Here is a 14,084-nt window from a genome sequence, read left to right on the forward strand (position 1 = left end):
AACTATTTAAAGAAACTTATCATAAATTGCATGATTTAGTGGATCGTAAAGTTCACAAAAAACTCCATGACAAATAGCGTATTTGTCCCATTGATTCAATAATTATTGCTTTGATAAGTAAATGTGGGTTCTAGATCGTTTTAATTTTTTAAAAATTTTAGGTAAGCCTATTATGAAAATAGCGTTCATGATTAATCATTTCCCAGTTTTATCCGAAACTTTTATCTTGGAACAAATAACATCTCTAGTGGATCGTGGGTATGAGGTTGATATTTATGCTGAACGAATTGCTGATACTGTCAAAATACACTCAAAGGTGGCAAGTTATAATCTTTCGGAGCATACATTCTATTTTGAAGAACCTAGTAATTACTTTTGGAAGATTTTCAAAGCGCTTAAGTTACTAATCTATCATCTAATCCGAAGGAAGAATTGGGACAATTTTCTGATTATCTTAGAGACTCTTAATGTTTTTAAATATGGGAAAATATCTGCGTCTTTAACCTTATTTTATGCAACTGTTCACCTTTTAGATAAACGTCCAGTATATGACATTATTCATTGTCATTTTGCTCCTAATGGTATCAAAGCTATAATATTGCGAGAACTAGGTGTAATTAAAGGAAGAGTAATTACAACTTTTCATGGTTATGATGTCAATAAAAAATTTATGAGAGAATATGTAGAAATGTATAAACATATTCTTTATCTTGGAGATTCGTACACTGTTAATACAACTTTTACAGGTAATATGGCTATAGAGTTAGGTTGCCCGCCAGATAAGATTTTTAAGCTTCCTGTAGGTATTGATATATCAGAGTATAATTTCCAAGAAAAAATACTTCGAGCTAACGAAACTATAAAACTTATCACAGTTGCAAGATTAGTTGAGAAAAAAGGGATTGAATATTCAATTAGGGCAGTAGCCAGGGTTTTGAAAAATTATTCAAATATTGAATATAATATCATTGGTGACGGTCCTCTTCGTAAATCACTAGAAAAGCTAACCACCGAACTTAAAATTACAAATAAAGTTAAATTTTTAGGATGGCAAACACAAGATGAAATCCGCCAGATTTATGCTGATTCCCACATTTTTATTCTGTCAAGTGTAACTGCCTCGGATGGAGATAAAGAGGGACAGGGACTAGTTTTACAAGAGGCACAAGCTATGGGATTGCCAGTGTTATCTACATTGCACAATGGGATTCCTGATGGTGTGCTGGATGGTAAATCAGGTTTTTTAGTTCCAGAAAAGGATGTGGAGGCTTTAGCTGACAAATTGGGTTATTTAGTTGAGCATCCAGAAACTTGGTCAAGTATGGGTTTAGCAGGTCGTTTATTTGTGGAAAAAAACTACGACATTCGTATATTAAATGACAAATTAATTGAAATTTATAAAAATATACCCAATCCGAATCTTATAGAGCAGTAGCAACCTGCACTTTTGGGTATTTTCAAACCAAAATTAAATGCAACTATAAATAAATGGGTTTAAGTCCCCGACTAAATCGGATATCTAGTGGGATTCAATGAAACGGATAACTTGATGCTGAAACCTTTATGCAGGTATGATTTTGCTTTTTCCATCGTCACTGATTTGAGGTGATGATGGAAAAAGTGTTTGCCCAAAAGCCAGAATTTTGTCAAATAACGAAGTTTACCTTCTTTGATTTGGATAAAGTCGTATCTAGCTTGGGCTTCCTGAAAAATTCAACCAAACCAAGTAAGAGATGCTTAAACCAATGGCAATTAGCGCCACCCAGATAAAGCGATTATCTCTGGTATTGACTTGACTAAGGTCAACTAATTCTGGCTCCGTAGGTTTAGGCTTCTGCTGCACAGAAGATTTAGTAGACTTAGCAGCAATAGAAATTTTGAGTTCATTATCGGATAGTGCGCCCAAATCTGGGATTTCAGTCATCCACTCGCTCGGCCTTTTCAGCTTTGGTGCTTTTAAGATGTAAAGCATCCGTCGCGCTTGTTTGCTAATTTCAAAATGGGCATGGCGTTTGAGTCTTTCGCAAAGAGCGATCGCATCATCGGTGCGTCCAGCTGCTTCATAAGCTGTCACCAGAAGAATTTCTACTTCCCCCCCAAGGCGAGAATTACGAGCTAACAGGGCGCTGGCCTTTTCTAAATTTTCGATGGCTTGGCGGTATTGCCCATTTTCAAAGGCAACTTTCCCAGCCTGGTAGCGGGTTTTAGCAATTTCTAAACTTTCTACACTCACGGCTTATACAAAAATTAGCACTATTTTAATTTTGCCAATATCAGCAATCTTTTTGGAATTTTTTTAGAAGGTGGCAACCTGAAACTAAATAAACTTCTAAAATTTTAATTAAGTAGCTGCGACTATTTTCTGGTTAAAAATTCCGGTATCAAATGCAGGTGAGCAAAAATATGTTGAAAATCAAGCATTCACAACCGAATTGGTTCCTAGCAGGTATGATTTTAGCAGTGATGGCTGTAAGCATTGCTCCAGCTTTTGCCCAGAGTGTGATCGTGATTGATGGTGGTTATGGAGTCAGGCGATCGCCTCCGGTTGGTTCCTTCATTTATGGTAATCCGATTCCCGCACCCGATTATGGAGTCAGGCGATCGCCTCCGGTTGGTTCCTTTATTTATGGTAGTCCGATTCCCACACCTATGCCTGTAGACCCAGGAACGGGACTAATACCACAACGCACTGATTACTACAATTATTCCTATCCCCAGTTCAGGGAAAACGTGAGAAATTCCACCCTGATTAATCCAACTTTGATTAATCCGGCAATTCAAGACTCAACCATAGTTAATCCGGTGATTATAGATAATTCATGGCATCGTAGACCATTTAGCGACGAGCGATCGCCTGTTTTCATTTATCCCCGGTAAAGAGAGATGAGGGAGATGAGGGGGATGAGGGAGAACTTTTTACTCCAAACTCCAAACTCCAAACTCCAAACTCCTAACTCCTAACTCCTAACTCCTAACTCCTAACTCCTAACTCCTAACTCCTAACTCCTAACTCCAAACTCCAAACTCCAAACTCCTAACTCCAAACTCCAAACTCCAAACTCCTAACTCCTAACTCCTAACTCCTAACTCCAAACTCCTAACTCCTAACTCCTAACTCCTAACTCTTATTACGTAAACTGCGAACCCAGAATCATCGTCCCAATCCCAACATCAGTAAAAATTTCTAGTAACAGGGCGTGAGGAATGCGACCATCGATGATGTGTGCTGCACGGACTCCTTGAGCAAGCGATCGCACACAACAACTGACTTTGGGAATCATCCCACCGCTAACTATACCATCGGCAATCAGTTCGCGGGCTTCACGAATATCTATTTTTGGAATCAAAGTAGATTGGTCTTTGTAATCTTTTAAAATTCCACTGGTGTCAGTCAGTAAAATTAACTTTTCTGCTCCTAGTGCAGCAGCGATTTCTCCAGCTACAGTATCGGCATTAATGTTATAAGCTTGTCCTGTCTCATCGGCGGCGACGCTGGAGACTACAGGAATATAGCCATTGCTAGCGAGAGTCTCCAAAATCTTGATATTTACATTACTGACTTCCCCCACAAAACCGATGCCTTCTTGACCTTGGGGACGGGCTGTAAATAGATTACCGTCTTTACCGCAAAGTCCTACAGCCAATCCACCAGCTTGGTTAATTAGGGCGACAATTTCTTTATTAACTCGACCAACTAAAACCATTTCCACCACATCCATTGTCGCGGCGTCAGTGACTCGCAGACCATTTTTAAATTGTGGTTCGATGCCCAGCTTATCTAACCAACTGTTAATTTCTGGGCCACCGCCGTGGACTACAATTGGACGCAAGCCCACGCAGGATAAAAATACAATATCGCGGATAACTTTGTCTTTGAGTATGCCATCTTTCATCGCTGCGCCACCATATTTGACAACAACAGTCCGACCGGCGAATTGTTGAATATAAGGTAGTGCTTCGCTTAGTACACGTACACGAGTGGCTTCAGTTTGCCTGATGTATTCAGAATCGTTGAACGTCATGAGGAGCCTAACAGAGAGAGTTAATACCTATTTCAGTCAGTGTAGAAGACTTTGTAACTCGTCACAATCTCTACTGCCAAATTTGAGTATCTTTGTACTGAGCAGCCATAGCTGTTTGGTTCGTCTCAAAAATGTGAAAATCTCTAGAAGAAAGACTAGCAACCCGAATCGAAAATTATCAGGATATTATATATGGATACACCGATTACCCTGCGGCTAATTGAAGAATTAAAAGTTATGCCTGAAGACTTGCAATATCGAGTGCTGGAGTTTGCTCGAACTTTAGTAGGTTCGCAAATTCATGGTGTTCCAGGTAAACAATTATTAAATTTTGCAGCTACAATATCGCCAAATGATATTCAGTTGATGCGCGAAACAATTGAACAAGGGTGCGAACAGGTTGATATAAATGACTGGTAGATATCTGCTTGACACTAATATTATTATTGCTTTATTTGCAAATGATATAGCAGTAAATAATCAGCTGGTAAATGCAGAAGAAATATTTATTCCTAGTGTTGATATTGGTGAATTATTTTACGGTGCTTCTTCTGTGTTCATAACCTAACTCTGCACCAGCATCAATTAATATTCTTCATTCCCCATTAATGAGAAACAGTTTTTTTCAGAACGCTAGGAATTGCCTCAAGTACTCGCTTGGCAACGTCTTCAGGTGTATCTCCCTCTCGCTCGGTGATGTGCAAATCAGCTTGAGAGTAAAGTGGTGTTCGTTGTTCCTTGAGCGATCGCAATTTCCCCTTAGGATCAGCATCTTGCAACAGTGGTCTTGTGGTATCCTCAGCTAAACGGCTGTAAATTATCTCCACTGGCGCATCTAGCCACACTATCAAACCGTGGTGTAAGTAACCCCAATTTTCTCGCCGCAGTACAATACCACCACCGGTTGCAATAGTCAACTTTGTAAAAGCACAAACTTGTGAAAGTACGTCGCTTTCTACCTGGCGAAACCCTACTTCACCAACTTGTGCAAATAACTGATTGATAGATTTACCTGTTGCTTGGGCAATAACATTATCGGTATCCACAAACCCATAACCCAATTCCTTCGCCAGTAAGCGCCCTACTGTCGTCTTACCAACGCCCATTATCCCAATTAAATACAGGTTGACTCCTTGTAATAAGTTGCTCACCAGTTGCTTCGCTCCAATTCTGAGTGCTGAGTCACAGTTTCTAAACCTTATCTAAGTTCAGAACCGTAGTTTTCACCCTCTCCCTAAATCCCTCTCCCAAGCTTGGGAGAGGGACTTTGAAATTCTCTCCCCGAATCCCAATTTTGGGATTCGGGGTTGGGGGATGAGGGCAAATCCTTTTGATCATGGAAGAACTATAGGTTTCAAGATAGACGTGGTTTAATTATAAACTCAACGACTCAATCTCGGATTTAATAATACGGAGTTTTGCAGCGATCGCACAACCGGATAAAATTACTTGATAGGCGATCGCTAATCATTCGATTCTAAATTCTGGCGACTAACGCATGTATTCTGTTTTGATAAATGAGCTATCAACTTGAATTTATCTCAAAGCTTTTATTTATTTTTAATTTATCCAAATTCATCTTCTATTTAAGAGGAATCAACTGTTGTTATTACCGTTATTAATGTATTTAAAGTAACTAAGGCAATAGATTAAGATTCCTCTGTGAAATTACCATAAATAATAAACGATGAATTTCTCAAAAATCTAGTAATATCCCTGATGTAGCTTGCTATTTGCTGTATAGCGATCGCTATGCTTAACGAAAAAATTAATATAGCTTGTTTGAAACTTTATCTAAACAATTTCTGTCTATCTAAATAACCCGAATTTTCACTCTGGTGGCTAATTTTAAGTATAGCCGATACTGTGTTTCTACTAGCACAGGGTCTTTATTCTAAAAGTTCAGTTATAACAAGCGCCAATGAATTAAGTGTTTCTGGTAAAGGTGTAAATAATGACTTATATCCTGCGATCGGCCAAAAAAATCTTGCCAAGTTTAAGTTTCGGCACAAAGACTACTGCATATTTCACCCCAATAAGCCTGAATGAATAAATATAGTATGAATGAGGCGTCAACCATGACTCGAATTCGTGACCTTGTACAAAAAGCTTTAGCAACTGGCTATTTGACAGTAGAAGCAGAAAATCAACTAAGACAATTGTTGACTACCCGGTATGACTTGGAAGATTTTAATGCTTTCATGACTTTGCAAGAAGCTGCCATGACAGGTAAGGTCAAGCAAGAGTCTAGAGAGCGGTGTGGCATTAAGTAGACACGTAGCCTGCTACATCTCACCGACGGGGGCGTTTACCATCATCTTCAAAATCATCATCATCCTCAAAAAAATCCCAATCATCATCATCGGCTTGATTGGTAGTCGGCGGCTGATAAGGGGGGATAATTACGCGGTAATCAGCATCGTAAACAGATTCAGTTTTTCCCGCAGCCGTATTTTTTGGTTCCCGGTAGCTGTATGAGTAAACTGAACCAGACCCAGAACTGCTTTTGGCTTCTGATTGAGGTTCGTAAGTTTTAGAGTCTTTAGGCTGTTGAGCTTGAGGATTAGGAGTAGGTGTTTCTTCTGACTTTTCATCAAAGTTCCAATCATCATCTTTACTGCTATTTGTCTCCCAATCATCAAATACATCACTAGTAGGTTCTTCTTTTTTACTAGCTGGTGGTGGAGAACTGGCAGGGCGAGATGTAAATTCTTCTCTACGGGTTGCCTTCGCACGAGGCGTTGCGCTTTGGCGGTTAGGAGTTTGGCGTTGTCTTCCCCCAAAATAATTAGATAAGTTAAACAAAGTAGCAATCAATATAGATGTGAAAGCACCAGTCGCAGTACTGAACAAAATCCATATAGCTAGTGGTAATGGTTGAGTTCGCACGCCCAAAAATACTAGCGATAGGGCAGGTGAGAAATTTTGGACTAATAACAGCGTTAGTCCTCCCAGTACTGCCACCAATAAAATTAAGCGAATTACAGCCATAGCAATGAAAGTCAGTTGTCAGTTATCAGTGGTCACTGAAGAGGAAAAGGGGCAGGAGGCAGTTCTTGCTGGGGTTGAAACACCCTATAAATAAATTTATTCGCTCTCAGACCGGGAATTCCAGAATCTTTTTCCCTCTGCCCCCTGCTCCCTACTCCCCTGCCTATAAAGGTCAGTTGTCAGCTATCAGTCTGATTATTCTTGGCTAATTACTGTTCACTGACTACCGACACTATCAGCCATCTCTATCATTACCTTTTTAGGACTATTGTGAAATTTACAATAAATCTATTGAGGATGTTAGCGACGACCTTGCCACCGTTGAATCGGGATGCAGTCAATATCTAGTTGATCTAAAGCACGGGCAACTACAAAATCGACTAAATCCTCAATGCTTTGGGGATTATGATACCAGGCAGGAATAGCGGGGACAATTCTGACTCCAACTTCTGCTAGAGATGTTAAGTTACGAAGGTGGATGAGGCTAAAAGGCGTTTCACGAGGAACAATGACCAGCTTTCGTCCTTCTTTGAGTTGGACATCCGCCGCCCGTTCTAGTAAATCGGAACTCAAGCCAACCGCTAGCTTTGCCACTGTGCTCATGCTGCATGGAATAATTATCATCCCCAGAGTAGCAAAGGAACCACTGGCAATCCCGGCTCCAACGTCACCCCAAGGATGGCAGCGGAGTTTACCCGAAACTGCGACTCCAGCTTGCTCTCGCCAGAATTGTTCTTGTCCGGTTGGTTCTGCTGGCATCCGAATTTCCTGTTCTGACTGCCAAACCATGTAAGTAGATTTAGAGGCAACCAATTCAATACTAAACTCCGCTTCTAGCAAAAATTTGATCGCCCGAACAGCGTAAATTAGACCAGATGCGCCCGATACGCCTAAAATTAGAGGTTTGGTGTTATTTGACACGTAAATATTTACTTCATTTTACTCCTCATCAGAGTAAGAGTCTAGGTCATCCGGCTCAATGTCATTTGGTAAGTAGAGGTCTGAAAGCTCCTCATTGGAACCATTACCAGTTAAACCTCTAGGTACACCATCGCTGCCGACTGTTACCAAATCAATTTGCTGACGGTAGTAATCGACACTTTTTACTTGCACGGCGACGCGATCGCCTAACCTATAAGAAGCGCGATTTTTGCGCCCAAACAGTGCCTGTTGTCTGGCGCGATATTCATACCAATCGTCTTTGAGAGAACTGACATGTACCAATCCTTCTACCCGCAAAGGCACACCAGGATTACTGCTGGATTCTACCTCGGCGGCTGGTACTTCAATTTCCACAAAGAAACCGTAGGATTGAACCCCGGTAATCACGCCTTGAAATACCTGACCGATGCGTTGCTTCATCAGTTGGGCTTTTTGCAGTCCAGCTAAATCGGCTTCAGCTTCTTGGACTTCTTTTTCGCGGTCGTTGATTTGGACAATTACCCTAGTCAAATCGCTTTGCAGTTCTTGTTGCAATTCTGGGGGTAAAACGTTCCAGTTAATTTCCTCGTGGCTGGAGGAGTGGCGCAGGTTAACGCGCTCTCTCACACGGGTATTGCGGCGATCGCGTCCGTTTTCAAGTAGCGCATAATACACTCTCTGCATCAGCAAATCTGGGTAACGTCGCAAGGGAGCGCTAAAGTGGACATATTGCGGTAGTGCCAGACCAAAGTGAGATCCTTTAGTGGTGCTGTACGCAGAGGGCTTAAGTGTATCTTGTAATAAGTAAGTAAGAACTTGCTCAGAGGGGGATTCCGCAAAAGCTGTGGTCAAATGTTGATAATCTAAGGGTTGGATATCGACTTCTGGATCTAGTGTGAGGTCAACGCCTAAATTGACTGCTAATTTTAGCATTTCCTGGACATCTTCAACATCGGGTGTACCTTGAACTCGCCAGATAGCCGGAACACCAAGAGCATTTAAGTGAGTTGCCATCAGTTGATTAACTAACAGTACCAACTCCGTGAGTAGCGATCGCACTGGTAAATCATTCACCACCACAGCGCCCAAAATCCCCTCATCATAATAAGCGTTTTGGCTAGGCGGCAGATTCAACTGGAGGCTACCACGATTCAACCGTACCTGTTTCACAGATGTTTGCAAGGCTTGGAGGTCTTGCAGGACTTGGGAAACCTGTGGGGATTCTTGAGATTGACCTGTGAGAATTGCTTTAGCAAGTTCTGTAGTCAGTGCAGTTTCAACATTAATTACACTGGGTTGAATTTCCCACTCCAGGACTTCTCCAGATTTGGGATCAATGGTAATTAAAAAAGAGATAGTTAAGCGATCGCTCCCAGGGACTAAAGAACAGCGTTCAGCCACACCTGGGGGTAAAATTGGCAGTACTAATTCTCCCAAATATACTGATTTGCCCCGTTTGAGAGCTTCTCTATCTAAAGCTTCGTCAGGTTGGACATAGTGAGAAACATCGGTGATATGAACGCCTAAAAGCCAATTTCCGGCTAAGTTTTTTTCTAAACTAAAAGCGTTTTCTATAACTTTGGTATCGCCTACCCCTTCAATGGTGAAGGTAAATAAATTACGTAAATCCAGCCGATTTTTCAGGTCTGCTTTGAGTAGCTTTTTGGGCAACTTGGCGGCTGCATCTAGGACATTATCTGAAAAAGTCCGGGAAAGGTCGTGTTTGCACGTAACTAAATCTATATCAGCAGCAGCTTCAGCATCGCTACCGAGGATTTGCACCACTCGACCAAGGGGAGGATATTGTGCCAATGGGTAACGCAAAACTTCTACATGAACCAAGTGATCGATCGCTTCTTCCAACTTTGCTCCGTTAGGCTGGATCTTCAGTTCAAACAGCAATCGATCATCTAAAGGCACAGCCCTAAAACCAGCTTCCACCTGCTTAATTCGTGCCAATAAGGTGTGGTTGGAACGTTCTAGAATCAACTTCACCTCCCCTTCGGGAGAGCGACGGCGACTACCTTCTTTGAGAACTCTAACCAAAACGCGATCGCCATTCCAAGCATTACTCAGATGACTTTCGCGGATGTAAATATCCTCAGCCCCTTCCACATCTTGAATAGCAAAGCAAAAGCCTTTACTAGAACAACGGAGTTTTGCCTCGATTATTCCCTCTTCTGAGACACGGCGATACTTGCCCCGTTCCTTCACTAAAATACCGATTTTTTCCAGAACATCTAAGGCAATGTGAAGTTTTTGTAAACTTTTTTCATCTTCACAGCCAAGTTTCTTTTCTAAAACCTTCCGAGCTACCAATTTATCATCGGTGAAATTGGCAAGGAGTGTAGCGATTGAAAATTCCATGCAGTGAACCGACCTTTGGTCAAAACATCATTTTGTGTTTAATCTGGTTCTTTTCTGTATACCCTCACGGCTTACAGAAACAAGTTAGAAACGAATTGCTCAGAGGAAAGACCTCCTAAGTTCTAAGGAAAGGAAGCCCGACCCCGCAAGAGCAATAAACTACTCCCGCAGTTGGGAGCAAAGGAAGGCGACCCACAGACAATGGGCGTCTAAACTTCTCACTGCACGATGCTCTCAGAGTTTGCCTGCGTTCAAGTCTCTTCACCTAACCAAACTTAAGATTACACGCCTGAATAGAATTTAGCCCCGCTAGGTAATTACGCGACGGGTTTTTGAGAAGCTGGGTTTAGAGAATCCATACTGCCCAAAAGCGCTATACAGGTGAGCCACTGCGGTGAGGCAGCCCCCGTCTTGGCGGTTCCCGTCGTTAGCGCTAGCGGTAGCGAGGAACGAGCGTCTGGGGGACTGCCTTTCTTGTTGGGTCTTGGGGTTTCCCCAAGTGGAGCAAGTGGCGTGGAAACTACAATTGATTGTCTAGAGTGAAGGTAATTTTACGACATTAGACTCTGATTTTTAACTAAGCAAAACTGCCGTAAACCCAATTTTCCCACATGTAGAATCGGTAACAATTAGGTGAGCAGCTTAATAAGCAGTGAGGGCGAACCTTATCTCCATTATTGTAGATTTAGAGCGCACTTCCAGAAAATACTTCTAGATATCCAGTTGGGTAATCAGTATAGCATTGCAAGCAAGACTACCCAGATAAGTTAGCACTAGCCAAAAATTTCGTCAAAAAACAGCTACTGCTACAATTGGAACATAAGGCAAAGCAAGAATATCACCTTGATAGCTCAGAGCAGATAATTATACCTAAGTAAGTCGGCGCAAATAATCATCACTGGTTTGTAGTTGCGCTTTAGCGCATCTTTATCCGGATGCGCTAAAGCGCAACTACGAGCCAAATACAGAGATTTTATTTACTTTTCGTTAAATAGTTTTGTTTTTTCTCGCCGACCTACTTACTCATCCCCTGCCAATAAACTGATGACACAATAATAAGCAATCTTGGCAGGCATCCTGGGTATCGAGTGGATGTAAATTAAAGTAAGAGCAGATGAGCTAGCTTGAACATACAGGCAGTATCAACTCCGTTATTAAAAATATTTAGATTGGTAGCAGTATTATGTTGGCTCAATTCCAGAGCTTGTATCCCAAAGGCAGTCTGATTTCTGAATTAGTGCAAATTTTTCAAGGAAAATATATTGTCCGGGCAAGCGTGCAAATAGAAGGCGTAACCCGTGCTACGGGTATGGCAGCAGCAGAAACAGTAGAAGCAGCAGAAGACCAAGCCAGAACCAGGGCGCTGATAGTTTTGGGTATTACAAATGCGCCAGAGCAATCAGTGGCATTTAGCTCAAATTCAATTCCCCCAGCGCCGCTAAACCCTTCCTTGAATACCAAAGGTGGATTAGAAGAGTCTGCTGGCTATTCCTCTGCAAAAGATGAGGATTTTGTTAGTAGCCAGTGGCCAGTGGTTAACGACAAAGAAATATCGATACCGCCTTCTAAAGTACGGAACATCAAACCAGAAGTAATAACAAACAATAATGAACAGTACGGGTACAGCAATGCTGCGTCCCCACCAAGCGATACCTATAGCCAGGATTTAGGTCACAACTTTCCTGTGACTACCAACCGGGAGCTAGAATTTGATCCTCCAGTGGAAAACTTAGAAATAACCTTTGATAACCAGGTAGAAAATCAAACCTTTCCAGCAATTTCTGCCAATAATGTCACACCATTTACACCTCGGAGTTACAGCCCTCAAGAGGATGTCGCCACCCTGTCAGCCACAGGAAAGAGAAAGAAGAAAGCTGAACCCGTGGATTTATCGGATGTAATTGCTAAAACAGATGTCGAACTTCAGCGTTTAGGCTGGACACCAGAACAGGGGCGGGAACATTTGATAGAAACTTATGGTAAGCGGGGGCGTACTTTGCTAAGTGAAGAACAATTACACGGATTCCTCAAATACCTCCAATCTCAGCCAGACCCAATAGCGGGATTTTGATTTGTCATTAGTCATTAGTAAGGACTAATGACTAATAACGTAGGCTATTGAAAGAGTAAGGAAGCTATGGAACCTGTGAATTTTTCTGAAATACTTGCTAAAACAGATGTCGAAATACAGCGATTAGGCTGGACAACAGAGCAGGAACACGAACATCTCAAAAAAACTTATGGGAAGCGATCGCGTACTTTACTGACAGAATTTGAATTATTAGACTTTCTCCAATACCTTTACCTTGTATCTCAACCGACACCAACATTACACGAAATTCTGATTGCCAAAATTAATGTTGAAATGCAGCGATTAGACTGGACAACAGACCAGGGACAGGAACATCTGGAAAACTACTATGAGAAGCGATCGCTTACTTTGCTTACAGAAGTCGAATTATTAGACTTCCTCCAATACCTTATATCTCAACCGACACAACCATTAGAAATTCTGATTGCCAAAATTAATGTGGAAATGCAGCGATTATGCTGGACAACAGAGCAGATACGGGAACATCTCAAAGGAAGGTATGAGGAGAGATCGCTTACTTTACTTACAGAATTAGACTTACTAGATTTCCTCGAATACCTTGCACCTCAATCAGCATCACCAACATTATACGAAATTCTGATTGCCAAAATTAATGTGGAAATGCAGCGATTAGACTGGACAACAGAGCAGATACGGGAACATCTCAAAAAAACCTATGATAAGCGATCGCGTACCTTACTGACAGAAGTAGAATTACTAGACTTCTTCCAATACCTTGTATCTCTACCTACAATAGAATCCTCCACTGATTTTGATACGGAATATGAAGAGTTCCAAGATTTCTCTACATACTCAGAAGAATCAGACAATGTAATTACTAGAATATCTTCTGAGGATTTATCTCAGATATTGGATACAACCGATGTTCAAATGCAGCGTTTAGGGTTGACAACAGAACAGGGACGGGAGCATCTGATTAAAACTTATGGTAAGCGATCGCGTACCTTACTGACAGAAGCAGAATTACTAGACTTTCGGCAATACCTTGCATCCCTTGCATCTCAACCAACACCAGCAGATTTGCCGGATGTAATTGCTAAAACAGATGTCGAAATCCAGCGCTTAGGCTGGACAACAGAACAAGGACGAGAACATCTGATTAAAGTCTACGGTAAGCGATCGCGTACTTTGCTTACTGAAGAAGAATTACACGAATTCCTCAAATACTTACAATCTCAGCCAAACCCAATAGCGGGATTTTAGTTGGTCATTTGTCCAAATCGGTATTAAGGAAAATGGATTAAATAATTCGTAATTCGTAATAGAGCCTCCGGCACGCTGCGCGGTTTTCATGGGCTAAAGGGCTGTACGTAATTCGTAATAGAGCCTCCGGCACGCTGCGCGGTTTTCATGGGCTAAAGGGCTGTACGTCAATTTTGTTTTGTAATGAAGAGTGCTGTTGTGGGGACGGTTTCCGACTCGCATTACAACGTGCGATTTAACCCCAATCGCATTACTTGCTTATTTTTAGAACCGGGGGACTTAAACCCACGGACCCAGTTAAATAAGATACAAAACTTTATCCTGTCTCTAGCTTCCCTCTCCAATATATCGGAGAGGGATTGAGGGTGAGGTAAACCAGGGATATAAATTGTATGTTATTTAATTCTCATTCCTAATACCATTTCTTTGTGAGGTTGCGCCAAACCCTTTTAACTTCTTCTTTCTTT

Annotated in this window: 14 protein-coding genes; 8 read left to right on the forward strand and 6 right to left on the reverse strand. The window is 41.6% G+C overall.

From position 1 onward, the window contains the following. Window positions 1-121 precede the first annotated feature (121 nt). The gene (locus V7K73_RS28490) at window positions 122-1,435 is read left to right on the forward strand and encodes a glycosyltransferase (RefSeq protein WP_334885258.1); all 1,314 of its coding nucleotides are present in this window, start codon (window positions 122-124) and stop codon (window positions 1,433-1,435) included. A gap of 255 nt (window positions 1,436-1,690) precedes the next feature. Here the strand turns inward: V7K73_RS28490 and V7K73_RS28495 are convergent, their stop codons facing one another. Further along, window positions 1,691-2,233 (reverse strand): tetratricopeptide repeat protein, encoded by a 543-nt coding sequence (locus V7K73_RS28495; RefSeq protein WP_334885259.1) that lies wholly within the window; start codon window positions 2,231-2,233, stop codon window positions 1,691-1,693. A gap of 170 nt (window positions 2,234-2,403) precedes the next feature. Here V7K73_RS28495 and V7K73_RS28500 point away from each other — a divergent pair, with 170 nt between their 5' ends. Beyond that, the gene (locus V7K73_RS28500) at window positions 2,404-2,877 is read left to right on the forward strand and encodes a hypothetical protein (protein ID WP_334885261.1); all 474 of its coding nucleotides are present in this window, start codon (window positions 2,404-2,406) and stop codon (window positions 2,875-2,877) included. 251 nt (window positions 2,878-3,128) lie between these two features. Here V7K73_RS28500 and argB read toward each other — a convergent pair whose 3' ends face one another. Next, window positions 3,129-4,022 carry an acetylglutamate kinase gene (gene argB, locus V7K73_RS28505; RefSeq protein WP_334885263.1) on the reverse strand — a complete coding sequence of 298 codons (894 nt, stop codon included), beginning with the start codon at window positions 4,020-4,022 and terminating at the stop codon, window positions 3,129-3,131. Window positions 4,023-4,214: 192 nt separating this feature from the next. On the opposite strand from argB, the gene V7K73_RS28510 reads away from it, so the two are divergent. Further along, the gene (locus V7K73_RS28510) at window positions 4,215-4,442 is read left to right on the forward strand and encodes a hypothetical protein (protein WP_334885265.1); all 228 of its coding nucleotides are present in this window, start codon (window positions 4,215-4,217) and stop codon (window positions 4,440-4,442) included. Then, window positions 4,432-4,590 (forward strand): PIN domain-containing protein, encoded by a 159-nt coding sequence (locus V7K73_RS28515; RefSeq protein WP_334885266.1) that lies wholly within the window; start codon window positions 4,432-4,434, stop codon window positions 4,588-4,590. Before V7K73_RS28510 ends, V7K73_RS28515 begins: the two co-directional genes overlap by 11 nt. Before the next feature lie 37 nt (window positions 4,591-4,627). Here the strand turns inward: V7K73_RS28515 and V7K73_RS28520 are convergent, their stop codons facing one another. After that, entirely contained in the window at window positions 4,628-5,173 is a 546-nt protein-coding gene (locus V7K73_RS28520; protein ID WP_334885268.1) for a shikimate kinase, read from the reverse strand. A 927-nt stretch (window positions 5,174-6,100) separates the two neighbouring features. Between V7K73_RS28520 and V7K73_RS28525 the strand changes: the two genes are divergently transcribed. Beyond that, a complete protein-coding gene (locus V7K73_RS28525; RefSeq protein ID WP_334885269.1) occupies window positions 6,101-6,295 on the forward strand; it encodes a hypothetical protein in 195 nt (64 codons plus the stop codon). 19 nt (window positions 6,296-6,314) lie between these two features. On the opposite strand, the gene V7K73_RS28530 is transcribed toward V7K73_RS28525, so the two are convergent. From V7K73_RS28530 to V7K73_RS28540, 3 genes are all read right to left on the reverse strand, one after another. Beyond that, on the reverse strand, window positions 6,315-7,013 hold the full coding sequence (locus V7K73_RS28530) for a LapA family protein (RefSeq protein WP_334885271.1): 699 nt from the start codon (window positions 7,011-7,013) through the stop codon (window positions 6,315-6,317). Between the two features lie 300 nt (window positions 7,014-7,313). Beyond that, window positions 7,314-7,934, reverse strand: a complete 621-nt coding sequence (locus tag V7K73_RS28535) for a flavin prenyltransferase UbiX (RefSeq protein ID WP_334885273.1) — start codon at window positions 7,932-7,934, stop codon at window positions 7,314-7,316. A gap of 18 nt (window positions 7,935-7,952) precedes the next feature. Next, window positions 7,953-10,301, reverse strand: coding sequence for a ribonuclease R family protein (locus V7K73_RS28540; protein WP_334885275.1), 2,349 nt, complete (start codon window positions 10,299-10,301; stop codon window positions 7,953-7,955). Between the two features lie 381 nt (window positions 10,302-10,682). On the opposite strand from V7K73_RS28540, the gene V7K73_RS28545 reads away from it, so the two are divergent. The 3 genes from V7K73_RS28545 to V7K73_RS28555 all read left to right on the forward strand — a co-directional run bounded on the left by V7K73_RS28545 (window position 10,683) and on the right by V7K73_RS28555 (window position 13,617). Then, a complete protein-coding gene (locus V7K73_RS28545; RefSeq protein ID WP_334885277.1) occupies window positions 10,683-10,844 on the forward strand; it encodes a hypothetical protein in 162 nt (53 codons plus the stop codon). 640 nt (window positions 10,845-11,484) lie between these two features. After that, window positions 11,485-12,372 carry a hypothetical protein gene (locus V7K73_RS28550; protein WP_334885279.1) on the forward strand — a complete coding sequence of 296 codons (888 nt, stop codon included), beginning with the start codon at window positions 11,485-11,487 and terminating at the stop codon, window positions 12,370-12,372. Window positions 12,373-12,438: 66 nt separating this feature from the next. Beyond that, entirely contained in the window at window positions 12,439-13,617 is a 1,179-nt protein-coding gene (locus V7K73_RS28555) for a hypothetical protein (protein ID WP_334885280.1), read from the forward strand. The last annotated feature ends 467 nt before the right edge of the window (window positions 13,618-14,084 follow it).

Source organism: Nostoc sp. (genome assembly GCF_036916975.1).
In the GTDB taxonomy this organism is placed as follows: domain Bacteria; phylum Cyanobacteriota; class Cyanobacteriia; order Cyanobacteriales; family Nostocaceae; genus Nostoc.